The sequence below is a fragment of the Limibacillus halophilus genome (assembly GCF_014191775.1).
GTDB lineage: Bacteria > Pseudomonadota > Alphaproteobacteria > Kiloniellales > CECT-8803 > Limibacillus > Limibacillus halophilus.
This window is the reverse complement of sequence record NZ_JACHXA010000005.1, coordinates 13,291-37,983: the sequence shown is the minus strand read 5'-3', so window position 1 is coordinate 37,983 and position 24,693 is coordinate 13,291. Positions and strand designations below refer to the sequence as shown.

Below are 24,693 nucleotides of genomic sequence, written 5' to 3'. Positions count from 1 at the left end.
CGTGGGATGAGAGATGGGCATTTACCGATGAAACTGCATTTCCCGGCCCGAACGGGCGATGCAGCCTGGGAAGGTGAAGCGCCCGACGCTCTTGAGCATCCGGAACTCTATGACGGGCTGGCTCTGCGCCGATCTCTGGCTTGGTTTTTGGACATGATAGTGCTGTTCTTTCTCGGCGTTACGCTATGGGGAGTGGTCGGGCTATTGACGGTGGCCTCATTCTTCGCCCTTACGCCTCTTACAGTCCCCCTAGGCATTCTGATGGCTGCCTTCTTACCACTGCTCTATCACAGCTATTTCATTGGGAAGACAGGCGCATCTCCGGCGATGGCGCTGTTTGATCTGGAAGTACGCTCTTGGAACGGCAGTCCGGCGTCGATGGCTCAGGGCTTTCTCCACAGCGCTATCTTCTTCGCAACAGTCATGCCCAGCACCTGGTTGATCCTAGTGGTCGCTTTCCTCAACACGAGGCGACGCTGCCTGCACGATTTTCTTGCCGGTACGGTGGTTGTACGGGCCAGCAGGCTGCGCAGCTATCAAGCGTGAGGTGAGAGACAATGGCTGGCCCTGATCGCTTATCCGGCACCCAGCGCATCCAACCGCTACACATCTTGACCGAGACTCCTTGCCCCTACCTGCCCGGTCGAATGGAGCGCAAGGTTCTCACCGTGCTGGAGCCAACGGCCGCAACAACAGAGCTGTACAGCGAATTGTCACGGGCAGGGTTCCGACGGTCCCAGCGGTATGTCTATCGCCCGGCTTGCCGCAATTGCGACGCGTGCCGCCCGGTGCGCATCGACGCTTTGGGCTTTGCGCCGACTCGCAGTCAAAAACGCATCATGGGCCGAAACCGCGACTTGAAAACGACGTTGGTGCTACCTGCTTCTACCGCCGAACATTTCGCGCTGTTCCGGCGTTATCTCGATTCTCGACATGATGACGGCGAGATGTCCGGGATGACGGCTAGCGATTACCGCAACATGGTTGAGGACACCCCTGTTAATACACAGATAGCGGAGTTTCGGACAAGCAGCGGAAAGTTGCTTGCCTGTCTGTTGTTTGACTGGCTCCAAGATGGTCCAAGCCTGGTCTATAGCTTCTTTGAGCCGGATGAAGAGAGGCGGAGCTTGGGAACCCAAGCGGTGCTCTGGGCGCTTTCTGAAGCACGGACGAGACACCTGCCCTTCGTCTATTTGGGCTACTGGATTCCAGAATGCCGTAAAATGGCCTACAAGGACCGCTTTCAACCACTCCAGGAACTTCGGGGCGGCCAATGGCGCCAAACCAAGCCCCCTCGTGATTGATCAAAGCACTACGGGCCCAACGTCCCCTCCGGAATATCGGACCCGCGGCTGATCAATACGACGCAAGCCCCCGTGTCAAAACCTCAGGAAATCAGAAGCTCAGGGACACATCGTTGTGGTGTGATCGGCAGGCGGCCACATCCAGCGCAATGTCATCCGGCAAGCGGCTTTGCTGACGCAAACCAAGGTTGTGCTTGATCGCGCCTTCATAGGCACTTAAACCCGACAACAGCGCTCCTTGTGCATTCTGACGCCAAGCAACTTCGCCATCATAAGCTTGCAGCGCAGCAGCCAGCCGCTCCGCGACCTCCTGTTGATCGGTACCTTCTTTGCGAAGCTCCCGTCGCGCCTTAGATAGCTGCGATTTGATGTCGCTTGTGCCATCGATTTCATTGAGACGGCTTTCCAGTTCCTTCAAACGATCCTGGGCTTCTTCCGATGAACTGGAAGCCAACAGGTTTTCAAGCGCTGTCATATCATCGGCAAGAGCCACCAAGGCGTCGGTCTGGTCTATCTTAATCTTGATAGCTGCCACGGCCTCGTAGGAGCCGTCAGACGTCCGGCGATAAAGGTTGAGTTGCTTCTTGTGCTCATTGGCCAGCTTCACATAGGCCGCGTGCTTTTCTTCCCAGATATCCGGAATGCTTGCCAAGGTCGTGTCGGACATAGCTTCCAACTCGGCGATCCTGCTCTTGATCCGCTCGATCCGTTGGGTGTTGGGTTCCTCGGCGCGCGAGATTCGCGTTAAGGTTTGGTTCAAATCGCTGAGTTCGTCTTTGATCTTGATAATGTCCGCCTGCGCGGCGCGCACACTGAGATGCAGGTCTTTGTACTCGGGCAGGTAAGCGTCGATGGCGGTTTGGGCCGCACGGACCGCCGCGACCCTCTCGAAAATCTCCGACGCCTTCTCCAGAGCTGCATTCAGATCACTCTGATCATCCTTGGGCAGCGCCCCGATATCAAGATTGCGCGCAGCTGCGATACTGGCGCGCAAGCTATCACCCTCCTCGTCATAATAGGTGAAGAGGTTCTGTTCTATGCAGGCCTGCAAACGCGGATTCAAAGGCGGCGGTGCGGTTTCGGACGTTAGGTAGACCCGGTTTGGAAGGTAATTCACCAAGCTTGGCAGGAACGCCACAATGACCAGCGCCACAAGCTGCAATCCGATGAAGGCCACTACGCCCTTGTACATGTGCAGCGTCTTAACGATGGGCGGAGCCACTCCACGAAGGTAAAAGAGAGCGAAACCGAAGGGCGGCGTCAAAAACGACGTCTGGATGTTGAGGCCAATCATTACACCCAGCCAGACCGCCGTGACATTGGCACCCGGATCGGCCAGGAGAATGGGCGCCACGATCGGCACCACGACAACCGCGATTTCGATGAAGTCCAAAAAGAACCCCAGGACAAAAATCACGGCCATCACAACAAAGAACTGTGCCCAGAAACCACCCGGTAAGCCGGTCAAGAACTCACGCACGAGCTCTTCACCGCCAAAGGCGCGGAATGCGGCCGTCAACATCGCGGCGCCCAACAGGATGATAAAAACCATCGAGGTGGTCTTCGCGGTGTCGATCATCACTCCCTTAAGCGTGTCACCGATCTTGATTGTTCGCCAGCCGCTCCACAAAACCGCGAACAGGAAGACCGCGACGGCCGCCAGAGCAAGAGTGACACCTATGTAGTCATCGCGCGTATCCATACTCTTGATGTTCAGATCGAAATACGCCAACAACACGAATATGACTATGAGCGACAAGACGGCGAGAACCGCCGGGATGTAGGCGCCTTTCTCCCCTTCCTTTAGTCGATAACCTGCCATGATCGTCGCACCAACGGCGCCGATGGCACCTGCCTGGTTGACAGTTGCAATACCAAGCAGGATTGACCCCAACACGGCGACAATAAGCGCCAGCGGCGGCACCAGCGACAACACCACATTGATGGCGAAGCGGGCGTCGTATTTTCCTTCATAATGGACTGCAGGCGCCAGCTTTGGCCTGATGATGGCGACGACCAGAATGAAGACCATATAGAGGCCGACCAACAAGATGCCCGGGATGAAGGCACCCAGGAACATGTCACCTGCGCTGGTTGAGACCACATCCAGTTCGGACGGCATCGAAAATTCGCCAGTCGCTAGCTTGTAGGCTGCTTTCCGAGCCGTGCTTGCCTGATCCGAAGCGCTCGCCAACTGGTCAGCCAGAATGATAAGGACGATCGAAGGCGGGATGATCTGCCCAAGCGTACCGGAGGCTGCGATAGTGCCCGTCGCCAAGGCTTTGGAATAATTGTTACGCAACATGGCAGGCAGAGAAATCAAACCCATGGCGACGACCGTGGCGCCGACGATCCCGGTTGTCGCGGCAAGAAGCGCACCCACAAACACAACGGAGATACCCAGGCCACCGGGTATTGGGCCAAACAACTGGGCCATGGTGACGAGCAGGTCCTCGGCGATCTTCGACCGCTGGAGCATGATCCCCATGAAAACGAACAGGGGAATGGCGATCAGAGTATCTCGTTCAACTTCCCAGTAGACGCCACGGAAGTTGGTAACACCGGCACTCAGCCATTGGATAGGCCCGTCCTGCGTAAAGTACTCGGATGCATTTCCAGCAAAAAGGTATCCCGCCGCCGCAGCTGCGCCGATGGTCAGGATCGCCGACCCTGGCAAAGCAAAAGCCACGGGAAAACCCGATGCCAAAGCAGAGGCCATGATTAGGATGAGCAGAGCCAGGAAGAAAAGTTCCATGATTGTATCCTAAACGCGCGCCTTAGTGGCCCGCCTCGCTGTCAAGGTCACGACGGCCGGGCTCATCCCTGGCGTCTGCTACGCCTTCCAATAAATAGCTGGCGAACTGAATCATCATGGTCACAGCAAAAATCGCCAGGAACCCCGCCATTAGGTACTTGCTGTACATACCGAAGCCAGACTGTGTGACCTCATAACTCAGTAGCGGGCTATTGATAATGAACGATTTTTCCCACATGCCGCGGATCAGGATGACCCAACAAAGAGGAATCCCGAGCAACAAGGCCCCCAACGCATTCACCAAGCCTTTGCGTTGCGGCGTGAAGCGCGTATAGAGCACGTCGACCCTGACGTGCCCACCTTCGATCAAAGTGTAAGCGCTGGCGAACAGGAATAGCGCCGCGTACCAAAATCGCACGAGGTCTCCCATAAATGCCTGCTCATAGGAAAAAATGAACCTCGCCACCACGATTTGCAGTTCAGCAAAGACGACCAGCGTCGCAAGCCAGATAAAGCTGATACCCCGGGTCAAGGCCGCAATTACCAGCGAGGCCCCAATCAGTGGGTAATGCACATAATCTCCGCGAAACTGAGGGCGGCCCAAGCTGTCAGAGAGGCCTTTCCCGACAACGCTCTCAAGAAAGCCTTCAACCCGGAGGAATGATATGGCGGCGTCCGCCAATCCGATCAGTAGAACGGACCAGAAGGCGGCACGCGCGATAAAGGCGGCAACGCCGGAAAGGCGCTCCACATCAGTGCGCAACCGCGTCCTGCTCGACCGAAAGGCATAAAAGCTACAACCTAACACTGCGAGAACATAACCGAGCGTCTGCGCGCTTGCTTGAAACAAGGGCGCACCGGTCAGATCTTTACCCTTCGAATCCGCGCCGAGCCACCCCAGGTCTCCCATAAGCCCGGTGACCCCCGGCCAGCCACGCCAGAAAATAAGGTAGTTGTTGATCAGAAACAAAAGCACGACAGCCGTCAGCGACCACGTCAGGGCGCGCAACAGCAAAACCCATGACGGATAGCTTTCATCCGCATAAGCGGCAGGCCGCGTAGCGTCGAGATCTACAGACATGATTTCAGAGTTCTCATACCATGAGCGGGACGGAGCCGTTCACGGCTCCATCCCTACTTCATGAAATAGCCTTAAGCTCAGACGCCCAGGACGCGGTTACGTTGAGTGATATAGGCGACCTCGGCGAGGTTACCCCATCCACCAACGTCGGCACGAGCCGCTACAAAGCTATCATGGACGGTGCTCGCCAAGTCACTATGTGCGCGGACCTCGTCAAACACTTCATCAGCTGCCTCGCCGAAGCTATCGTAAATCTCATCACTGAACTTACGAAGCTGGACACCCTGCTCCTTGATGAGCTGTGTCAGAGATGTACCGTTCTTAGCGTTGAACTCGGACATCATGACATCGTTTTCCATCGAGGAAGCCGCTTCAATGGCAAGCTGATCCGACTTGGAAAGCGTGCTCCACCAAGATGCATTCATACCCAGCGACAACATCGCGCCCGGCTCATGCATACCCGGATAGTAGTAGTACTTGGCAGCCTCGTAGAACTTCATGACCTGGTCATTCCAGGGGCCAACCCACTCGGTTGCGTCGATGGCGCCGGAAATCAGGTTCTCATAAATCTGGCCACCGGGGAGTGAAACCGGAGACGCGCCCAACTTGGCCAAGACGTCACCGCCCAACCCAGGAATACGCATCTTCAGACCTTTGAGGTCATCGGCCGTGTTGATTTCCTTGTTGAACCAACCGCCCATCTGCACGCCCGTATTGCCGCACATCAGGCACTTGAGGCCGAAGTCTCCAGCCAATTGGTCCCAAAGTTGCTGGCCGCCCATGAAGCGAATCCAGGCATTAATTTCGGTATAGGTTAGCCCGAAAGGAACCGCTGTGAAGTAAGCCCAAGCCGGGTGTTTGCCCTTCCAGTAATAGTCGGCCGCGTGATAGGCCTGCGCGTTGCCGGAAGCAACTTCGTCAAAAGAGTCGAACGCGCCAACGCGCTCGCCCGCCGCAAAGTACTGGACGTTGATGCGCCCCTCGGTCAGGTCCGAAACACGCTGTGCAAAACGCTGCGCGCCGGTTCCCAAACCCGGGAAATCGCGTGGCCAGGTGCTCACAATCGCCATATCGATGCGCTGCTGCGCAATTGCCGGAGCGGGAAAAGCGGTGGAAGCCGCCGCTGCCGCACCAACACTCGCAACACTTGCATTTTTAAGAAAATCGCGCCGTTTCATTCGTTAAACCTCCCGTGGTTTTTTTTATTACGTGCCATTTAGACTACGCCTAAGTCCGCTCTATCAGCCTCGGAGCGATTTTATTGTTGTGCTCCGACCCCTGCCAATCACCGAACTTGCGATCGGGTGTGATGCTATAAGACCGTCTTGGAAAAGCAAAGCTGTTTCATGGCAATTTGAGCATAAAAATGCCGCATTGCAGCAAAAATGCGGGAACAAGTACGGAACCTGACATAAATGCAAGGAAAAAAGGGCGGGTATAAGCCCGCCCTTTCTAACAGAATCCGGTAAAAATTACCGTAAAATCGAATCTACAATGCTGCAACGCGGATAGAAAATTCCTATTCGACGAACCCACTTTTCCGATCAGCGCAACGCCATGAGTTTCCATGCCAACGGCATCAGCACTGCCGCCAAAGCGATCTTCAAAGCTTCACTATACAAGAAGGGCATCAACCCGAAGGTGATGGCCTTGTCGAAGCCGATGAGGCTGGCAAGCCAAGCTAGGCCCAAGGCGAAGATCACAAACGTGCCGATCATCATTGCAACCAACGTGGAGCCGACGTTGCGGTCAAACCCGCGTTCGGCAAGCCACCCCACGATACCGGCCGCAACCAGCATTCCGACAAGGTACCCGCCTGTCGTACCCAGCATGTAGGCAAGGCCCAGACCGCGCTCCGGCGTTCCGGTGAATACCGGCAACCCCATCAATCCTTCGGCCAGGTAGAGCGCGACCGTCGCCATCCCCAACCGCCAGCCATAGGCCATAGCCAGGACCATCACGACAAAGGTCTGCATGGTCATGTCTACAGGATAGAATGGCACCTTTACTTTGGCCGAAACGGCCAGTGCTAGGCTGCCGACAACGACCAGGAGAAGCGCACGCGCTGCCTTTGAAGCTCCGTCGGAAGCGGGCCAAATCACAGCAGAAAGTGCTGGCTGTCCGGCTGCATATGTTGTCATTGAATACCTCCTCTATTGGCAGGAAAGAGCGTCGTGTACGCTCGTTCCACGGTCTTTATTCATGCCTTATAGCATGGCCCAGGCATCTGCATAGCCCCAGTATACATCCTCTGCAAATGAGGACGATCAGTCGAACCGATTGCTGCGCGGAAAGCCACGCGGCGGCAATCGACCCGCAGAAGCGCGTTTACCCAACCACGGCGTTAGGTCGGTTTCGGTACGTGTCCGCTCGCCGCTTCCACCCATCGTCCAGCTCAAGCCTTCCGATCGCTGAAACACCTGTGCATCGGCAAGCCCACCATCGCGGTATCGCTGCAACATAACGCCGCGCCCGCGTGACATTTCCGGCAACTCATCAAGCCCGAATACCAGGAGTTTATGATTGTCACCAACCACCGCGACACTATCAGCCGTTTCCGGAATCCGGCGGCAAACCTGCGTCTCAACCTCACCGCTGACATTGAGGGCCTGCTTGCCATTCTTGGTCTGGGCGATCAGATCATCTTCCTTTGCGATAAATCCACGTCCGTCCGACGAAGCCAACAGCAACCGTCCCCCCGGTTTGTGAACCAGCAACGATACGACATCATGGTCATTGGGTAGATCGATCATTAAACGGACCGGCTCTCCGAAACCGCGACCGCCCGGCAACTTGTCGACCCCGAGGGTATAAATTCGTCCGTTCGTGGCGACGACCAACAATCTATCCGTCGTATGGGCGTGAAGCGCGAAGCGCTCGCGATCACCGTCCTTGTACTTTGCACTCGACAGGTCATCCATGTGCCCCTTCATGGCACGTATCCAACCACGGTCGGAACACAGGATTGTCACCGGCTCGCGTTCAATGACCGCTTCCAAGGGAACGACGATGTCGGCCGGTGCTTCAGCAAGCTGAGTGCGCCTGCGCCCGAGATCGGTTTTTTTGCTGAAGGTTTTGCGAATATCGGCAATCTGTTCCGAGATTACACGCCACCGCCTCGGTTCGTCCTCCAGTAGCGCCGCCAGATCGGCGCGCTCCTCGGACAAAGCAGAGTGCTCCTTGCGGATTTCCATCTCCTCCAGCTTACGCAAATTGCGCAGGCGCATATTGAGGATTGCGTCAGCCTGCCCTTCAGTCAGATCAAATGCGGCGATCAATGAGGCCTTGGCATCGTCCTCTTCGCGAATGATCCGGATAACTTCATCAAGGTTCAGATAAGCAATCAGATACCCATCAAGCATTTCCAAACGCTTGATGATCTGCCCCAGGCGGTGTCGGGTCCGGCGCTCAAGCACCTCATGCCGATGGTCGAGGAAAGCCTGCAGAACCTGACGCAGATCCATGACACTGGGTGTGTGGCTTGCGTCCAGAACGTTCATGTTCAAGCCGAACCGTGATTCCAAATCTGTCTGCTTGAACAGGTGCTCCATCAGCATCTCTGGTTCGACGTTGCGACTACGCGGCTCCAAGACGATTCGAACATCGGCGGCCGATTCATCCATGACGTCGGCCAGCAACGGAAGTTTCTTCTGATGCAGAAGGTCGGCAATGCGCTCAATCAGCTTCGATTTTTGCACCTGGAAAGGAATTTCTGTGATGATGATCCGATAACCGCCACCACGGATATTCTCCTGCTCCCAGCGCGCCCGGACGCGGAATGAACCTCGGCCCGTGCGGTATGCTTCAACCAATGCGGAGCGGTCTTCAACCAACAGGCCACCGGTTGGAAAATCGGGACCTGGCATCAGATCTACGAGTTTCTCGATCGTTGCGTTTGGGCTCTTGATCAGATGCAGAAGTGCATCGCAAATTTCCTCGACATTGTGCGGCGGAATCGATGTTGCCATCCCCACCGCGATACCTTGAGAGCCGTTCGCCAACAGGTTCGGAAAGGCCGCCGGAAGAACGACCGGTTCCAGGCCCTCGCCGTCGTATGTCGCCCGAAAGTCAACGGTGTCCTCATCGATACCCGCAAGCAACGCCTCGGCGACAGCTGTCAGCCGCGCTTCCGTATAGCGCATGGCTGCCGCGTTATCCCCATCAATGTTGCCGAAGTTCCCCTGGCCATCGATCAACGGGAACCTCAAGGCAAAATCTTGCGCTAAGCGCACAAGGGCGTCGTAGATGGATTGATCACCATGCGGGTGAAACTTACCGATGACGTCACCGACCACGCGGGCCGACTTCTTATAGGGTGAATCCGGATTCAAGCGTAGTTGCCGCATAGCGTATAGCAAGCGGCGATGGACCGGCTTCAACCCGTCGCGCACGTCTGGCAGGGAACGCGCCATGATGGTCGAGAGCGCATAGTTGAGATACCGCTCGGACAGCGCATCCGCCAAGCGCACAGGCTGTATCTTTCCGCCGTTCTCGATCTTAGCTGCGGACATGGAGTCTCCTTGATTTAAACGCGATATATGGTAGTCGCCACGAGATAGAGCTACAAGATCAAGATGACATCAGATCTTAAAGCGTGGCTATTTGAGTAAAATCGTCCGGGATATCCCCTGCCCACACCTGACAGTCAACCGCAAAAACCTTCGCCAACGGCGGCCCCTCCTTCAGCAACACAAGCATGCGATCAACCGACGCGGTATCTCCGCATAACAGCGCTTCCACGGTACCATCGCGCCGGTTTCTCACCCAACCGCTAAGCCCCAACTCGCCTGCCTGTTCTTTCGTCCAAGCGCGGAACCAGACTCCCTGAACGCGCCCGGAAACAATTGCGGTGACGGCTTTCATTTCCTCCGCCCTCCCTGGTTCAGTGCATAAAGCACATCGAATGCCATCCGCACGGCACGCCGGGCATGGCGCCCCCACTCTTCACGTCGTGTCCAATGATCCTCGATCGTGAAGGCTGGCTGACTGCGATTCTCATGTAGAAGACTGTTGCGCAGTCCCCGCAGCCAGGAGCGATCCCCCGACGATCGACTCTCCGGATACCCGCGATGAAATTCCTGCGCATCCACCACAGCGGCGGCGAGCAAAACGGTTGCGGCCCAGGCACCGGCGCAGAACGTCGTCTGCATCTCGATTACCAGTGCTTCCGCTTGCTCGGAAAGTCGACCGACTCCCTGGCTTGCTGCTGCTTGACGGTGTTCCTCGAACCAGAGGCGCCGTTCGTCCCAGGTTTCCTCGCTCGGATGTTCGAGCTGCTGCATGGGGTCTCACTCGGATATCGGCTACTCAAACTCCAGGATGGCCTGATCCACAGCCAAGCTGTCACCCGGCTTTGCGCAAACCCTGGAAACCACACCATCATTTACCGAACGAAGGATATTTTCCATCTTCATTGCCTCGACCACCGCAAGTTCCTCGCCCGCCTTGACCTCCTGACCCTCGGTAACCGCGACGGAAACCAGAAGCCCCGGCATCGGTGACAGGAGGAATCGGGAGAGATCGGGCGGCGCTTTGACCGGCATCAGTCGTGCCAACTCAGCGATACGAGGCCGCAGCACCTGTATTTCCAGAGCCTCTCCTTCCAGCGATAGACGGTCTGCAGGGCCTCTGCGATCCAATTGAACCGCTACCGGCTGCCCCTCGATCCGGCCTTTGAACAGCAGATCTCCTGGTCGCCAGGACGTGCTGACGGTCAAGCTATGCCCCTCCAACTCGACCCAAAAGTCCTCGCTTTTCCGCATCACGGAGATCGGCCTTTCCGTCAAGCCGTAACGCGCCACCCAATCGTTGGGCACCGCCTGACCGGAGATCACGGCATCCCTTTCTTCGCGAATGAAGCGCAACACTGCCGCGGCGGCCACCAGCAGATTCTCTGTTTCCGCTGTTGGGGAGATACCTTCAAAACCGTCCGGGAACTCTTCAGCTATGTAATTCGTGGTCAGACGCCCCTCACGAAACCGCTCTTGGCCCAGCACTACGGACAGGAAGTCCATATTATGGTTGATGCCGCGAATGTAATACGAACCAAGCGCGGTCCGCTGACGGTCTATCGCTTTGTTTCTGGTTTCGCCCCAAGTGACCAGCTTGGCGATCATGGGATCGTAGAACATGGAAATCTCGGAGCCTTCTACAACGCCGCTGTCGACGCGCACGCCATCTCCCTCCGGCTCGCGGTAGCGTGACAAACGACCGATGGACGGAAGGAAATTGCGTCTCGGGTCCTCGGCATAGACCCGGGTCTCAATGGCCCATCCCTTCCAGCCGATGTCCTCCTGCTCCAAAGCCAGCGGCTCGCCCGCAGCCACGCGGATCATCCACTCCACCAAGTCGATCCCGGTCACCATTTCGGTAACCGGATGTTCGACCTGCAATCGCGTGTTCATCTCCAGAAAATAGAAATTGCGGTCCTTATCGACGATAAACTCAACGGTACCGGCAGAGCTATAATCCACAGCTTTGGCCAACGCTATCGCCTGTGCGCCCATTGCCGATCGCGTTTTCTTGTCAAGAAACGGCGACGGCGCTTCCTCGATAACCTTTTGGTGGCGGCGCTGAATGGAGCATTCGCGCTCGCCGAGATGCAAAACCTTCCCGTGGTTGTCGGCCAACACCTGAATTTCGATATGACGCGGTTCTTCGATAAACTTTTCGATAAAAATTCGGTCATCACCGAAGGAGGATCGCGCCTCGTTCTGGGCCGAGCGAAATCCTTCCTTTGCCTGCGCATCATCATAGGCGACACGCATGCCCTTGCCGCCGCCGCCAGCCGATGCCTTGATCATCACCGGATAACCGATTTCACCTGAGATCTTTACGGCCTCATCAGCATCCGCAATAAGCCCCATCGTACCGGGCACCGTGCTGACCCCCGCCTTGGCCGCGAGCTTTTTTGATTCGATCTTATCGCCCATCGCGGCAACGGCAGGTGCCGGCGGGCCGATGAAGACGATACCAGCTTTAGCCAAGGCCTCGGCAAAGGCCGTGTTCTCGGATAGGAAGCCATATCCCGGGTGAACGGCCTGGGCTTGGGTTTTCTTGCAGGCTTCGATTATCCGCTCGATAACCAGATATGATTCCGCCGCCGCTGCCGGTCCGATGAGAACAGCTTCATCAGCCATCTCCACGTGCAGGGCCCCGGCGTCCGCTTCGGAATATACGGCAACCGTCTTGATACCCAGGCGCTGCGCCGAACGTATGACCCGGCAGGCAATCTCACCACGGTTGGCAACCAGTATTTTGTCGAAGGGTTTCTTCTGGCTCATCGGTTGGATGCTTCCTTGCAAGCTGACAGCGGACTACAACGGGAGATTGTCGTGCTTCTTCGGTGGGTTCTCGAGTTGCTTGTCCCGCAACATCGAAAGCGCCCTGCAGATGCGCCGCCGCGTATTGCGCGGCATGATCACATCGTCAATGAAGCCTCGCGATGCAGCGACGAAAGGATTGGCAAACTTCTTGCGGTACTCTTCCGTCCGGGCCTCGATCTTTTCGGGATCTCCCGCATCCTGCCGGAAAATTATCTCCACGGCGCCCTTCGGACCCATGACAGCGATTTCGGCGGTGGGCCAGGCATAATTGACGTCGCCACGCAAATGCTTCGACGCCATAACATCGTAAGCGCCGCCATAGGCTTTACGCGTAATAACCGTAACCTTCGGAACTGTTGCTTCCGCATAGGCAAAAAGCAACTTGGCGCCGTGCTTGATGATGCCTCCATACTCTTGCGCCGTGCCCGGCAAGAATCCGGGAACATCGACAAAAGTCACGATCGGAATGTTGAAACAATCGCAAAACCTGACGAAGCGAGCCGCCTTGATCGAGGAGGAGATATCCAGACAACCCGCCAGCACCATCGGCTGGTTCGCGACAATGCCCACGGATTGACCGTTGAAACGTGCGAACCCGATGACGATGTTGCCGGCATAACTTGGCTGAAGTTCAAAGAACTCGCCCTCGTCCACGACCTTCTCGATTAGCTCCTTGATATCATAAGGTTTGTTCGGATTGGTTGGCACAAGGCTATCCAACGAATGTTCGGCGCGATCCACCGGATCCTCGGTCGGCCGCAGCGGCGCTTCTTCCCGGTTAGAACCGGGCAAAAACCCCATGAAACGGCGCAGTTCCATCAGCGCCTCGACGTCGTTCTCGAAAGCCAGGTCCGCCACACCAGACTTCGTGGTATGCGTGATTGCCCCACCCAACTCTTCGTGCGTTACGGTCTCGTGAGTCACGGTTTTCACCACGTCCGGCCCGGTGACGAACATGTAGGAGCTATCTTTGACCATGAAGATAAAATCGGTCATGGAAGGTGAGTAAACCGCACCACCGGCACAAGGCCCCATGATCATCGAGACCTGCGGCACGACACCCGACGCCAACACATTTCGCTGGAACACTTCGGCATAGCCTGCAAGTGAATCGACGCCTTCTTGAATGCGCGCACCGCCGGAATCGTTCAAACCTATTACTGGCACGCCAACCCGCATTGCCTGGTCCATAACCTTGCAGATCTTTTCTGCGTGAGCGCCCGAAAGAGAGCCGCCGAAAACAGTGAAATCCTGGCTGAATACAAAAACGGGCCGACCATTGATCGTACCAAAGCCCGTCACCACGCCGTCACCCGGCACACGCTGCGTCTCCATCCCGAAGTCATGACTGCGGTGTTCGACGAACATATCCCACTCTTCGAAGGACCCGTGGTCCATCAGAACTTCAATCCGCTCGCGGGCTGTCAATTTCCCCTTGGAATGCTGCGCCTCGACGCGACGCTCGCCCCCACCGCTACGGGCTGCGGCACGCTTTTCCTCAAGCTGACGGATTATGTCCTGCATGCATGCGGTCCCCCATGAAGGAATTGTGTCATCAAGGTCGTGCTTGCTGATAGCACGGTCCCGCCGTCACGCCAAGCATCAGCGCTGCGTCGCAAAATGAACGGAAGGGGAAGAAAAAACGACCGATAGCGCCACTTACTTGCGCTATCGGTCGGATATTAGAGAACACCCTCTCAATGGGCTCTCGAAGGACGGACCCAGCTACCGAAGGGGACGACCAGTCGGGTCCGAATGGAGTTCCTGCTCATCTCCTCTCCCAAAGCGACAAACAGGAAATCCCGGCCAGGCGTGAAACCACGACCTCGCTACGGTCAAAAGTTTACGCATCACATATGAATCCTTGCAAGCTTTTCGTTCACGTTTTCGTGAAGTCCGACAATTTTGATTTAATTTTTAATTAATCAAATACATTCAATAAAATTCTTAATATCTTGTAATTCCTTTAATAATGCCTTTCTGTTCCTCTCCGCCTCAGCATCAGCACCCCAAAACTCTTGTTGATACAAACTGTCAAGTTCCGCCGTGGAGAATGCCTCGTCTGGCCCCAGACGCCCTTTGAGCATAGCCAATCCAACAAGCAGCGAATTTGTCGCAGCGGCGATGCTGGACAAGGCCGCCAACCGAAAATCATCCAATGCTGAAAGTATTTCCGAAATCTTTTGCAGGGCTTCTTTTGGTTGTGGTTGATGGATAACGCCGACAGAGACCGTCAGTTCAACACCCAGGTCGCCGGCTGCCCAATCAAGAATGGGCTGCCATTCCTTTCGTTGCCGCTCAAGAAGAGATGCTGGCCCCTCCGCCCAGTAACACAGAAGGTCATTCCCTCCGTACGACAGCAGCGTTGCCTCCATCTCCTCGCGATTTGGTGCTATTCGGTCCAGTGCCGTGCAAGCCAATGCCATCGATGGCATGTCCGAGACATTGATCTTCTCGGTCTGCCTGTTCCACTCCTCCGCAATAGCCTGCGCCATGGCGAAAGTCGGCAGTCGCAGTTCCGCACGCAATGGCGTCTTCAAAGGTCGGCCATCGAGCAGGACGCGACTGCCATCCGGCGACGGCTCGGCTATCGCGCTCTCATAGAAACGGTCGGCAGACTTGTAACCAGGCAGCATGCATCAATTCCCAAAGAGCTTTTTCAGCCCCTCTGTCGCACCCTGAACCGGATTACTGCCACCGCTACTCCCGTCAGTCGTGCCGCCCGACGCGCCGCCCGTTAACGTATCTTGCAGCAACTTAGGCGCATTGGTGATGGTTTCCTGTATACCGCCCGTTGGCGATGGTTGGACGGTACCGGCCTCTTCGACCGCCACTTTGCAAACATCGGCGCCGGTCGCACCACCACTGGTGCTGGTTTGCTGGCCGACGATAGCCCCGATACCGGCAACCGGATTGATGGCTACACCCGCGGCTTTGGCGAGCGCCGCCGCTGCTCCGGCCACGTCCGGCGACGCTTTGGGATTCTTTAGCGTGCCGCCGACCCGGAAAGGTATCGCAAGGCTGGCAAGGCTGGCCTGACTGGTCTGGGTATCGAAAAGCAGGTCAAGCTTCTCGGTTCTGAGATCAATGGTCCCCGCCCCTGAAACCGTCAGCACCTCACTGGCAATGACAATGGCATTGCTGGTGGCCAGACCATTTTCAACGTCGAAGTCGACCAGAATGCAATAGAGCTTGTTGCTTTCGTCTTTGTTGAAGAGGTTCTGGAGATCACCCAAACCGGCAGTCAGGACCTTGAGCAGCTTGTCGTCAAGCACACCTTCACCACCCTCAATCAGAATTTTGCCATTCAAGGAAGATGCGATCGCTCGAGGAGAGGTTCCCGCACCTGTCAGATCCAGATTGGAGCTAATGGTACCCTGCATCTTTTCATAGATACCCTGCTCGCGCAGAATTCGACCGTAGTCGATGTTGGCCGCACCGAAGCCTAAATTGAAGCTTGGGTTTTTCTGAGCTGCATTCAGGAGGGTCTCAACAGTGATTTGCCCCCCACCAAATAGGGTTTTGAGCGGTGTCACGGTCAGTTTGCCGTCCTGCAAACCCAGAGCGAGTTGCGTTTGCTCCAGCGCCACCTTCTCATCCAGAACAAAAGAGCCGACAGCTAACTTTACATCCATAGTCGCCGTGCGAAGTGCTTGCAGGTCAAACGGCTCTTCCTTGAAAACATAGGGGGAGCTATCCACGGCCTCAGCGGCACCTTCACGCTCGCTTGCAGGCCCTGTGAAGTCGCGTAAATCTATGCTTTCGGATTGGAGAACACCCGTGATCTTGGGCGTCTTTCCACTTGTAAGAGCCAGGTTCCCGGTCAAGTCGCTGTTGCCAATCTTCGCCTGCAAATCATTGAGACGTAGGCTCTGCCCTTCAGCCACGATCTTGGAGGAAATATTGATATCGAGGATCGGCGGCAGTTCGGCGCCGGACAACTTCGCGAAATCATCCAATGAATTGGCTACGAAGGTCATCGAGATGTCCGCCTGAGGTCCAGCCGGAGTCTGCCCGACCTTGCCTTCGACCGAGTACTCTGCGCTCCCGACACTCCCCTTCAACGCCAAGCTCTTAAGAGCATCCGGGTTGGTGAGTTGCGCTAAGGAACCCAAGGTGCCGTTAACGGCAAAGGGCACTTCCTGATAACTGCCCGCCGCCTCGATCCCGACCGGCGTATCAACGCCCGCCGCCGTCGCTCGCACTAGGTCGAGCGTCAAGGAGAGCGTTTCACCGCTCTGGCCATCCTTGAAAATGAGCCGACCCTGCTCGATCAGGAGTTCATCAACACTGGCTTGAATATCACCGTCACCGCCGGAACCGCTATCAGAACCAACACTCTTCTCTTCGCCCAGATCAAAAGCCCAGTTCCCGTCCCCTTGTTCGTTTGTCTGAAGAAGAATAGTCGGCTCGACAATTACCAGACGCTTGACTTGTATCTGGCTGGAAAGCAGCGGCAGCAATGCGACCTCAAGCTCGAACCTGCGAACTGACATCATTTCCTGCGCGTCGCCCCAAGCCGCATTGGCGAGCCCGACGTCATTCAAAACAATTGCCGGCGTCAAGGAAACCTTGAGATTCATTTGGCCGTCGATCCGCACCTTGCGACCCGTGGCCTTTTCGGCTTGCGCGATTATCTCGTCGCGATACTGATTGATATCGAGGCTGCTAATGACGGCGTATCCGGCAACCAGTACAGCAACAATCAGTACCAGAAACCCGATAAAAAAATGCTTCAAGCGCATGAACCAATCCTCCTAAATCCAGCCAGTATCGCCGGCAGCGCCGCCATTTCCCGAGCCAACGCTTGCGCGCCGGCCGAAAGCAATGCTTCCTCGGCGTGGTAGCCCCAGGTGACGCCAATTGCGGCCGCACCGGCCGCTCTTGCCATCATCATATCGTATGAGGTATCGCCGATCACAACCGTTTCCTCGGGATCTGCTCCGGTTTCGGCCATGGCCTGCTGAACCATACCGGGATGCGGCTTTCCCGGATTGCTGTCCACCGTCTGGATCGTTACGAAGCGGTTTTCAAGTTTATGGAGCGCCAGGCTGAAGTCGACACCACGACGCGGTCGGCCGGTGGCGATCCCCAGACAAACATCCGGTAGATCCAACTGATGAATGATCTCCCGAGCGCCCTCGTAAAGCGGTTCTTGATATCCAGGGACGTCACGCTGCGCGATGGCGGCCCGCTTAAAGAGAACCTGCAGTTCCTGGTGAACCGACAAGGGCGTATCCGCGGGGGCCAGACGCAAGAATGCGTCTTCGAGCGTCAATCCGACGATCTGGCGAACAGCCTCGCCATCCGGCGGCGGCAAGCCGACACCGCCAAAGGCTTCACCCATGGCGGATACGATGTGATGCTGGCTATCGACCAGCGTACCGTCCATGTCAAAAATGATCAGGCGGAAGCCATGTAACCGTTCAACCAGTGTCAATTTCACACATTCCGTCTTCTATGAAGTTCCATCAAGCCCAAGTAGCCCCAAACTCTCAACCATATGAGCGGATAGCGGAGCGTGTATCCGCAACAGAGAACCGGTACCAGAAGGATGTGGCAAACTGATGTCGCGCGCGTGAAGATGCATGCGACGCGGCAACGTCATCCCCTCGATATAGGCGTCCGCACCGCCATACTTGCCATCGCCCAGAATAGGCGTCCCAAGCCCGGCACAATGGGCCCTGAGCTGGTGTGTACGCCCAGTAATAGGCTGCAGTTCCAACAAAGCCGCTTTCTTCCCCGCGTGATCGAGAGTTCGATAGAGCGTCACCGCGCGCTGTCCCTCTTCGGGATCGATCCACACCCTTTCATTACCTTGTCCGGCAGCGTTTGGCACCGCCCCTTTCGTGAGTGCCGCCTCGATGCGCCCTTCATTGGGGCGCGGCAAACCAACCACGATCGCCCAGTAGGTTTTCTCCGCATCCTTGCCCCGGAAAACCGCTGCTAGGCTACGCGCCGCCGCCGCACTTCGCGCCAGCAGTAGAACACCGCTGGTATCCTTATCCAGTCGATGAACGAGACGCGGCCGTTCGCTCGCATCAAAACGCAAATGATCCAGCAAAGCATCCACGTGCCGGTTTTGCTTGGTGCCTCCTTGGACGGCCAGTCCGGCAGGTTTGTTGATGGCGAGGACCCAATCGTCCTTGAACAGCACCGCAGCTTGCAGGTCCAATATGATGCGTTGATCGGCCTTGCTGATGACACGCGGCGTATCGCGGACCGTCGGTGCGTCTCCCTTGCCGAGATCACCTGCTTCGAGTGGCGGAATACGAACGATCTGACCGGCTTCCAGGCGCGTTGAGTTCTTTGCGCGCTTTCCATCGACGCGAATCTGCCCGGTACGCAGCAACTTAGCCAGTTTCCCAAAAGGAAGGTTTGGATAGTGTTGCTTGAACCAGCGATCGAGACGCTGATCACCTTCTCCGTCTGCGACTTTTCTGTTCTCGACGCCTGTCATGCGAGGAGGCTCCGAACCAGATAGAGGCCCAGCACAAACCCGCCTATGGACAAGAAAACCGATAACAGCACGTAGGCACCGGCAGACAGAACTTGGCCTCGCTGCAACAGCAATACGGCGTCGAGGGAGAAGGTCGAAAAAGTTGTGAAGGCGCCGAGGAAGCCCACGGCGATCATGGCCCGAAGCTCTGGCGAGGGAGACCAGGCAAGCGCTGACAACTCAACAAGGAGTCCCATGAGGAAGGAGCCCAGGATATTGACCACCAAGGTTCCGGACGGGAAGTCCAGGCCGATCAATCGGCCTACGAAACCAGCGGAGTAATAGCGGGCCACCGCCCCCAGGGCCCCGCCTGCGGCCACAGCCAGCACAATTTTCATGAGCTCACTCCAAGAGTGCCGAGAATCCAGGTCGTCAGGGTGGCTTGCTTTTTCGCCGGGATCAAGCCACTCCCTGCTCTGAGCGCGGGTTCGCCAGCCACAGGGACAGGGCATCCGCGCCGATCAGATAGACACCTAAGCGGCCTAGTTGATTCAACGCGATATCATCGACCTGACAACCGGCCGCATCCGGCACCACGATGACCCTGTAGTCCCGGGCGCAGGCTTCATAAACCGTGGGCCGAACGCCACATTCAAAATCGCTGCCGATCACAACCACTGTGGTGGCGCTTCCCTTACGAACGTATTCGTCCAACCGGGTGCTATAGAACGCGCCCCAACGCGGTTTACAAAAGGCCCATTCATTTGGTCCAAGCTCCTGAGCGTCTCCCTCCAGAAGCTTCAGCGCGTTCAAACGCTTATGACCATCGGGTGCAATTCCGTCCACTAGCTCAGCACCGGAAGTTCCCGGCATGAGGACGCGCATGCCCTCTTCGACCGCTTGGCGGCGAGAACGCTCAACATTGGATCCGTCCGGCAGAAAAAAGCGGACGCTGTGATAGATGGGCAATCCAGCCCTTCTAAAAGCCGATACCACCGTTGCGCATTGACCTATGCATCGTCCAGCCGAACAGCGCGTCAGGGGCGAATTGGGCTCTAGAAAGTCACGCTGCAAATCACTGGTAACCAGAACCACATGTTGGCGCTCTGGGACCGTATAGTCTGCCATCTGTACTTATTGCCTCCAAGAAGTCCTGGCCAATCAAGGCCAGCAGATTTCTACAATCTGTCCTAATGCGGACCATACTCCGGGATGAACGGGGAACAAGGGCGAAAGAGTCATAACTGCATTCGCCTCAGTGCATAAGCACCCAAGGAATGACGACAAAACCGCACTAATCCTTGCTATCCCGCTTTGATTTTTCCGCGCGCAGACGCTGAAAATAGGCTAGGCGCTTGTGGATTTCCCGCTCAAATCCCCGTTCGACAGGCTGATAAAATTCCTGCCGCTCCATTCCATCGGGAAAATAGTTCTGCCCGGAAAAGCCATCCTTCTGATTATGGTCGTAGGCATACCCCTCCCCATAACCCAGATCCTTCATCAACCCCGTAGGTGCATTGAGAATATGCAGTGGCGGCGCTAGCGACCCTGTGTCCCGAGCCGCCCGGCTTGCTGCCTTGAAAGCGCTGTAGCTCGCATTGGATTTTGGTGCTGTTGCCAGGTAAAGCACGACCTGAGCCAGTGCCAACTCGCCCTCAGGCGACCCAAGCCGTTCGTAGGTTTGCCACCCGGCAAGAGCCTGCTGGACGGCTTGCGGATCGGCGAGAGCTACATCCTCGACAGCAAAACGTGTGAGCCGTCTGGCAATGAACCTTGGATCCTCACCTCCTGCCAGCATGCGTGCAAACCAGTAAAGGGCGGCATCCGCATCCGAACCGCGCAGCGACTTATGAAGGGCGGAAATAAGATTATAGTGTTCTTCCCGGTTCTTGTCGTAAACCGGCGCGCGCTTTTGAACCAGATTTGTCAGTGCTTGGGTGTTCATCGCCTCAGTGCTGCCCGCAGCTTCGATCGCCTCGACAAGATTAAGCAGATACCGACCATCGCCGTCGGCCATGGCCCTAAGACTGCTGCGAGCCTCACCATCAAGCGGCAGGGCGTGTCCCAACTCTCCCTCAGCGCGCGTGAGCAGAGCCTCCAGAGCCTCATCGTCCAATCGGCGGAGCACGAAAACCTGGCAGCGCGACAACAAAGCGGCGTTAAGCTCAAATGACGGGTTTTCGGTCGTGGCGCCGACAAGAATGACTGTTCCGTCTTCCACATAAGGGAGAAAGCCATCCTGTTGTGCACGATTGAAACGGTGTATTTCGTCGACGAAAAGGAGTGTGCCCTGCCCGCCGGTACGACGTTGCCGGGCTCGTTCGAAGACCTTCTTCAGGTCTGCAACACCGGAAAAAACCGCGGACAACGGCTCAAACTCCAAACTGCATCCTTCCGCCAGCAAACGCGCAATCGTCGTTTTACCGCAACCCGGCGGCCCCCAAAGCAGCAAGGAGGTCAAGCGGCCACGCGCCACCATTCGACCAATCGGTGCTTCGTCTCCCAACAAATGCGACTGCCCAACCACATCGACCAATCGTGCCGGGCGCAAGCGGTCGGCGAGCGGCCTTGGCGCGTTGGAATCGAAGAGCCCGGCCATCAATCTAAGTCCTAGAAAGTTACATCGAGGGAAAGCAACCTGCCGCCTCGTTCAATCTGCACTTGCCAACGAGGTCCTCCCTCCGCGAGCAAACTCTGTAACTGTTCAGTGGATTCTACTCGGCGTTTGTTCACCTGAACGACAATATCCCTGGGCTTCAGCCCACTGCGTGCGGCCGGACTGCCGCGATAGGTTCCCAACACAACCACGCCGCTCCAGGCCCCCTGTAGCTCGATCTCCTCGGCAAGGCGGGGCGATAGATTGGCGACCTTGGCACCTGCCAACGGGTTGCTGCCATCCATGACACGTTGATCCGGCTCCGGCTTATCCGGTGCCGGGTCCAGTTTCATTTCTAGCAGCAGTTCCTTTTGCCGCCGCCACACGCGCAATGGCATCATCGAGCCCATCTTCCCCGTGGCGATCCGGAACCGCAGACTCTCAAGATCAAGAACCGGTTGACCACCGGCATCCAGAATGACATCGCCGCTCTTCAAGCCTGCTATCTCGGCATTCCCACCCTTGAACACCTCGTTGACCACAACGCCGCCGGGCCGTCGTAGACCGAATCCTTCCGCCAAATCGAGCGACAGGTCTTGCCCGACAAAGCCTAGCCAGGGGCGCACCACCCGTCCCCCCATCCCGGCGCTGGCAATGATGGTGCGGACCATGTTTGACGGCACCGCAAAACCAATACCTATGGAACCTCCGCTGCGCGAATAGATCGCGCTATTGATGCCGATCAGGCGACCATCCATGGTCACCAGAGCGCCGCCGGAGTTTCCGGGATTGATGGCTGCATCGGTCTGAATGAAGAAATTGAAATCGCTAATCCCAACCCGCGTCCGCGCAAGGGCCGAAACAATTCCGCTGGTTACCGTTTGCCCTACTCCAAAGGGATTGCCGATCGCCAACACCAAGTCACCGACCTCGATATCATCCGAATCCCGTAACTCCAGGAACGGCAACAGTTCGTCGCCGGATTGCACCTTCAAGAGCGCCAAATCGGTTTGCTCATCATCGACTATCAGTTCTGCGGCGAACTCGCGGCGGTCCGCCAAGACGACCTTGATCTCGTCCGCACCGGCAATTACGTGATGATTCGTAATGATGAGACCGGATGGATCAACGATCACACCGGAACCAAGAGCATTCTGCTTTCGCTCTTTCTCGGGAACTTTGAAAGTGTCGCCAAAGAAACGCTTAAAGAAGGGATCGTCGAACAACGGCGACGACGGCCGACTGCGCGTAACCCGGGACGTGAAGATGTTTACGACAGCAGGCGCGGCCTTTTTAACCACCGGCGCAAAGGAAAGCTGGATCTCTTCCTGACTGGACGGCACTTGTTGCGCCAGCACGCTAGCCGGGCCCCAACTCACAACCTGCAGCATCATGAACAACGAGCCAAGAAGGGCTATCGGTGAAAGTTTGATCATTAACGTCGGGTCCCTTGGTCAGTGCTTCTACACTTTCAAAGTACAGCTCAACAGTTAGGCAATCCAAAGGCGCCAGAAAAGGAAAAAGGCGGTCCAGGTAGGACCGCCTTTCTCAGATCAATTCTGACCGACCTCGATACCGAACTCAGGCCTCTGCCTCATCGCCGTCGTCCGCAAGCTGTACCGGGCCGGAGTCCAGGCCCTTGGCTTCCGGATCGCGATCCACGAGCTCGATGACGGCCATCGGCGCCGCATCACCATAGCGGAACCCAGCCTTCAGAACGCGAGAGTATCCACCCTTACGGTCCTTGTAGCGCTCGCCGAGGATATCGAAAAGCTTGGTGACCATGGCGTCATCGCGCAACTGCGCAAAAGCCTGACGGCGCGCATGCAGGTCGCCGCGCTTTGCCAGCGTGATCAGGGGATCGATTACCCGTCGCAGATCCTTTGCCTTGGGCAGGGTCGTCTTGATCTGCTCGTGCTTGATCAGGGCGTTGGCGAGATTGGCAAACATCGCCTTGCGATGCGACGTGGTACGATTGAAACGACGACCGGAAAATCCGTGACGCATGATCCTCTAGCTCCTCTTAATCCTGGCATCGCAGCGCGAAGCCGATTTCGCAACCACCTCGCCCGCCACGCCCGAAACTCCAGGCTTCCTTTGCGGTACGAAGGGCTTGGGTCACCGTGACCCGATATCAATTTACTTAGTAGGGCTCTTCCAATTTCTTGGCGAGTTCCTCGATGTTCTCGGGCGGCCAATTCGGGATTTCCATTCCCAAATGCAGGCTCATCTGCCCCAGAACTTCCTTGATCTCATTCAGCGACTTGCGGCCGAAGTTCGGCGTGCGAAGCATCTCGGCTTCCGTCTTCTGAACCAGATCGCCGATGTAGACGATGTTGTCGTTCTTCAAGCAGTTTGCCGAACGGACGGACAGCTCCAGTTCATCAACCTTGCGAAGCAGGTTCTTGTTGAACGGGGGTTCGCTTTCCTTGTCCTCGGCAACCCGTGCCTGGGGCTCCTCGAAGTTGATGAAAAGCTGCAATTGGTCCTGCAGAATACGCGCGGCCAATGCCACGGCATCCTCCGGCGAAACCGCGCCATTGGTCTCAACTTCCATGGTCAACATATCGTAGTCGGTTACCTGACCAACGCGCGTATTCTCAACCTTGTAGGCAATCCGGCGTACCGGCGAGAAAACCGCATCGACCGGGATCAGTCCGATCGGCGCATCCTCGGGGCGGTTCATCGAGCTTGCGACATATCCCTTGCCGGTATCGACCGTCAATTCCATGTCGAGCCGCGCGCCATCATCGAGCGTGCAGATCACCAGGTCAGGATTCATGACCTCAATGTCATGGCCCGCCTCTATCTGACTTGCAGAAACCTCACCCGGGCCATCGGCGCGCAACCGCATACGCTTGGGGCCTTCACCGTGCATACGCAAAGCAATCTGCTTTACGTTCAAGACGATGTCTGTCACGTCCTCGCGGACACCCTGGATCGAAGAAAATTCATGCAGGACACCGTCGATTTGAATAGACGTGACCGCTGCACCTTGCAGGGACGACAGCAGAACGCGCCGCAACGCATTGCCGAGCGTCTGGCCAAAACCGCGTTCCAGCGGCTCGGCAACAACTTTGGCAAAGCGCGTCGCATCATGACCCGACTGAACATCAAGCTTCTGCGGCTTGATCAAATCGGTCCAATTTTTCTGCAAGGCCTGTGTCTGTTCTTTGATAGCCGACTGGGACAT

21 protein-coding genes are annotated in these 24,693 nt (G+C 56.6%); 2 read left to right on the top strand and 19 right to left on the bottom strand.

Features of this window, described 5'->3' with window-relative positions; all coding sequences use genetic code 11:
* Positions 1 to 27 precede the first annotated feature (27 nt).
* Positions 28 to 546, top strand: coding sequence for an RDD family protein (locus FHR98_RS09875; RefSeq protein ID WP_183416534.1), 519 nt, complete (start codon positions 28 to 30; stop codon positions 544 to 546).
* 11 nt (positions 547 to 557) lie between these two features.
* Complete coding sequence (locus FHR98_RS09870) at positions 558 to 1,304, top strand: arginyltransferase (RefSeq protein ID WP_183416533.1); 747 nt, start codon at positions 558 to 560, stop codon at positions 1,302 to 1,304.
* A 91-nt stretch (positions 1,305 to 1,395) separates the two neighbouring features.
* On the opposite strand, the gene FHR98_RS09865 is transcribed toward FHR98_RS09870, so the two are convergent.
* The 19 genes from FHR98_RS09865 to FHR98_RS09775 all read right to left on the bottom strand — a co-directional run bounded on the left by FHR98_RS09865 (position 1,396) and on the right by FHR98_RS09775 (position 24,693).
* Positions 1,396 to 4,059, bottom strand: a complete 2,664-nt coding sequence (locus tag FHR98_RS09865; RefSeq protein WP_183416532.1) for a TRAP transporter large permease subunit — start codon at positions 4,057 to 4,059, stop codon at positions 1,396 to 1,398.
* Positions 4,060 to 4,081: 22 nt separating this feature from the next.
* On the bottom strand, positions 4,082 to 5,140 hold the full coding sequence (locus FHR98_RS09860; protein ID WP_183416531.1) for a TRAP transporter small permease subunit: 1,059 nt from the start codon (positions 5,138 to 5,140) through the stop codon (positions 4,082 to 4,084).
* Positions 5,141 to 5,217: 77 nt separating this feature from the next.
* Positions 5,218 to 6,318: a TRAP transporter substrate-binding protein gene (locus FHR98_RS09855; protein ID WP_183416530.1), complete on the bottom strand. Its 1,101-nt coding sequence runs from the start codon at positions 6,316 to 6,318 to the stop codon at positions 5,218 to 5,220.
* A 366-nt stretch (positions 6,319 to 6,684) separates the two neighbouring features.
* The gene (locus tag FHR98_RS09850) at positions 6,685 to 7,281 is read right to left on the bottom strand and encodes a biotin transporter BioY (RefSeq protein ID WP_183416529.1); all 597 of its coding nucleotides are present in this window, start codon (positions 7,279 to 7,281) and stop codon (positions 6,685 to 6,687) included.
* A gap of 126 nt (positions 7,282 to 7,407) precedes the next feature.
* Positions 7,408 to 9,651 (bottom strand): DNA topoisomerase IV subunit A, encoded by a 2,244-nt coding sequence (gene parC, locus FHR98_RS09845; protein ID WP_183416528.1) that lies wholly within the window; start codon positions 9,649 to 9,651, stop codon positions 7,408 to 7,410.
* A 76-nt stretch (positions 9,652 to 9,727) separates the two neighbouring features.
* Entirely contained in the window at positions 9,728 to 10,003 is a 276-nt protein-coding gene (locus FHR98_RS09840; protein ID WP_183416527.1) for an acylphosphatase, read from the bottom strand.
* Complete coding sequence (locus FHR98_RS09835) at positions 10,000 to 10,422, bottom strand: hypothetical protein (RefSeq protein WP_183416526.1); 423 nt, start codon at positions 10,420 to 10,422, stop codon at positions 10,000 to 10,002. The genes FHR98_RS09840 and FHR98_RS09835 overlap by 4 nt, the downstream gene beginning before the upstream one ends.
* A gap of 21 nt (positions 10,423 to 10,443) precedes the next feature.
* A complete protein-coding gene (locus tag FHR98_RS09830; protein WP_183416525.1) occupies positions 10,444 to 12,423 on the bottom strand; it encodes an acetyl-CoA carboxylase biotin carboxylase subunit in 1,980 nt (659 codons plus the stop codon).
* 33 nt (positions 12,424 to 12,456) lie between these two features.
* Positions 12,457 to 13,989 carry an acyl-CoA carboxylase subunit beta gene (locus FHR98_RS09825; RefSeq protein WP_183416524.1) on the bottom strand — a complete coding sequence of 511 codons (1,533 nt, stop codon included), beginning with the start codon at positions 13,987 to 13,989 and terminating at the stop codon, positions 12,457 to 12,459.
* 401 nt (positions 13,990 to 14,390) lie between these two features.
* Complete coding sequence (locus FHR98_RS09820) at positions 14,391 to 15,101, bottom strand: ATP12 family chaperone protein (protein WP_183416523.1); 711 nt, start codon at positions 15,099 to 15,101, stop codon at positions 14,391 to 14,393.
* Between the two features lie 3 nt (positions 15,102 to 15,104).
* Entirely contained in the window at positions 15,105 to 17,210 is a 2,106-nt protein-coding gene (locus tag FHR98_RS09815; RefSeq protein ID WP_183416522.1) for an AsmA family protein, read from the bottom strand.
* Entirely contained in the window at positions 17,201 to 17,911 is a 711-nt protein-coding gene (locus tag FHR98_RS09810) for an HAD-IA family hydrolase (RefSeq protein ID WP_322091241.1), read from the bottom strand. Before FHR98_RS09810 ends, FHR98_RS09815 begins: the two co-directional genes overlap by 10 nt.
* A gap of 12 nt (positions 17,912 to 17,923) precedes the next feature.
* Positions 17,924 to 18,925, bottom strand: a complete 1,002-nt coding sequence (locus tag FHR98_RS09805) for an RluA family pseudouridine synthase (RefSeq protein WP_183416521.1) — start codon at positions 18,923 to 18,925, stop codon at positions 17,924 to 17,926.
* Positions 18,922 to 19,302, bottom strand: a complete 381-nt coding sequence (gene crcB / locus FHR98_RS09800) for a fluoride efflux transporter CrcB (RefSeq protein ID WP_183416520.1) — start codon at positions 19,300 to 19,302, stop codon at positions 18,922 to 18,924. The genes FHR98_RS09805 and crcB overlap by 4 nt, the downstream gene beginning before the upstream one ends.
* Positions 19,303 to 19,363: 61 nt before the next feature.
* Positions 19,364 to 20,032 (bottom strand): cysteine hydrolase family protein, encoded by a 669-nt coding sequence (locus tag FHR98_RS09795; RefSeq protein ID WP_183416519.1) that lies wholly within the window; start codon positions 20,030 to 20,032, stop codon positions 19,364 to 19,366.
* Positions 20,033 to 20,198: 166 nt separating this feature from the next.
* Positions 20,199 to 21,503, bottom strand: a complete 1,305-nt coding sequence (locus FHR98_RS09790) for a replication-associated recombination protein A (protein WP_183416518.1) — start codon at positions 21,501 to 21,503, stop codon at positions 20,199 to 20,201.
* Between the two features lie 11 nt (positions 21,504 to 21,514).
* A complete protein-coding gene (locus FHR98_RS09785) occupies positions 21,515 to 22,936 on the bottom strand; it encodes a DegQ family serine endoprotease (protein WP_183416517.1) in 1,422 nt (473 codons plus the stop codon).
* Between the two features lie 145 nt (positions 22,937 to 23,081).
* Positions 23,082 to 23,507 (bottom strand): 50S ribosomal protein L17, encoded by a 426-nt coding sequence (gene rplQ / locus FHR98_RS09780; RefSeq protein WP_183416516.1) that lies wholly within the window; start codon positions 23,505 to 23,507, stop codon positions 23,082 to 23,084.
* 136 nt (positions 23,508 to 23,643) lie between these two features.
* Positions 23,644 to 24,693, bottom strand: coding sequence for a DNA-directed RNA polymerase subunit alpha (locus FHR98_RS09775; RefSeq protein ID WP_183416515.1), 1,050 nt, complete (start codon positions 24,691 to 24,693; stop codon positions 23,644 to 23,646).

Coding starts and splice junctions, on each gene's coding strand:
- FHR98_RS09875 (WP_183416534.1), top strand. CDS start 28: ATGAAACTGCATTTCCCGGCCCGAACGGGCGATGCAGCCTGGGAAGGT.
- FHR98_RS09870 (WP_183416533.1), top strand. CDS start 558: ATGGCTGGCCCTGATCGCTTATCCGGCACCCAGCGCATCCAACCGCTA.
- FHR98_RS09865 (WP_183416532.1), bottom strand. CDS start 4,059: ATGGAACTTTTCTTCCTGGCTCTGCTCATCCTAATCATGGCCTCTGCT.
- FHR98_RS09860 (WP_183416531.1), bottom strand. CDS start 5,140: ATGTCTGTAGATCTCGACGCTACGCGGCCTGCCGCTTATGCGGATGAA.
- FHR98_RS09855 (WP_183416530.1), bottom strand. CDS start 6,318: ATGAAACGGCGCGATTTTCTTAAAAATGCAAGTGTTGCGAGTGTTGGT.
- FHR98_RS09850 (WP_183416529.1), bottom strand. CDS start 7,281: ATGACAACATATGCAGCCGGACAGCCAGCACTTTCTGCTGTGATTTGG.
- parC (WP_183416528.1), bottom strand. CDS start 9,651: ATGTCCGCAGCTAAGATCGAGAACGGCGGAAAGATACAGCCTGTGCGC.
- FHR98_RS09840 (WP_183416527.1), bottom strand. CDS start 10,003: ATGAAAGCCGTCACCGCAATTGTTTCCGGGCGCGTTCAGGGAGTCTGG.
- FHR98_RS09835 (WP_183416526.1), bottom strand. CDS start 10,422: ATGCAGCAGCTCGAACATCCGAGCGAGGAAACCTGGGACGAACGGCGC.
- FHR98_RS09830 (WP_183416525.1), bottom strand. CDS start 12,423: ATGAGCCAGAAGAAACCCTTCGACAAAATACTGGTTGCCAACCGTGGT.
- FHR98_RS09825 (WP_183416524.1), bottom strand. CDS start 13,989: ATGCAGGACATAATCCGTCAGCTTGAGGAAAAGCGTGCCGCAGCCCGT.
- FHR98_RS09820 (WP_183416523.1), bottom strand. CDS start 15,101: ATGCTGCCTGGTTACAAGTCTGCCGACCGTTTCTATGAGAGCGCGATA.
- FHR98_RS09815 (WP_183416522.1), bottom strand. CDS start 17,210: ATGCGCTTGAAGCATTTTTTTATCGGGTTTCTGGTACTGATTGTTGCT.
- FHR98_RS09805 (WP_183416521.1), bottom strand. CDS start 18,925: ATGACAGGCGTCGAGAACAGAAAAGTCGCAGACGGAGAAGGTGATCAG.
- crcB (WP_183416520.1), bottom strand. CDS start 19,302: ATGAAAATTGTGCTGGCTGTGGCCGCAGGCGGGGCCCTGGGGGCGGTG.
- FHR98_RS09795 (WP_183416519.1), bottom strand. CDS start 20,032: ATGGCAGACTATACGGTCCCAGAGCGCCAACATGTGGTTCTGGTTACC.
- FHR98_RS09790 (WP_183416518.1), bottom strand. CDS start 21,503: ATGGCCGGGCTCTTCGATTCCAACGCGCCAAGGCCGCTCGCCGACCGC.
- FHR98_RS09785 (WP_183416517.1), bottom strand. CDS start 22,936: ATGATCAAACTTTCACCGATAGCCCTTCTTGGCTCGTTGTTCATGATG.
- rplQ (WP_183416516.1), bottom strand. CDS start 23,507: ATGCGTCACGGATTTTCCGGTCGTCGTTTCAATCGTACCACGTCGCAT.
- FHR98_RS09775 (WP_183416515.1), bottom strand. CDS start 24,693: ATGTCCCAGTCGGCTATCAAAGAACAGACACAGGCCTTGCAGAAAAAT.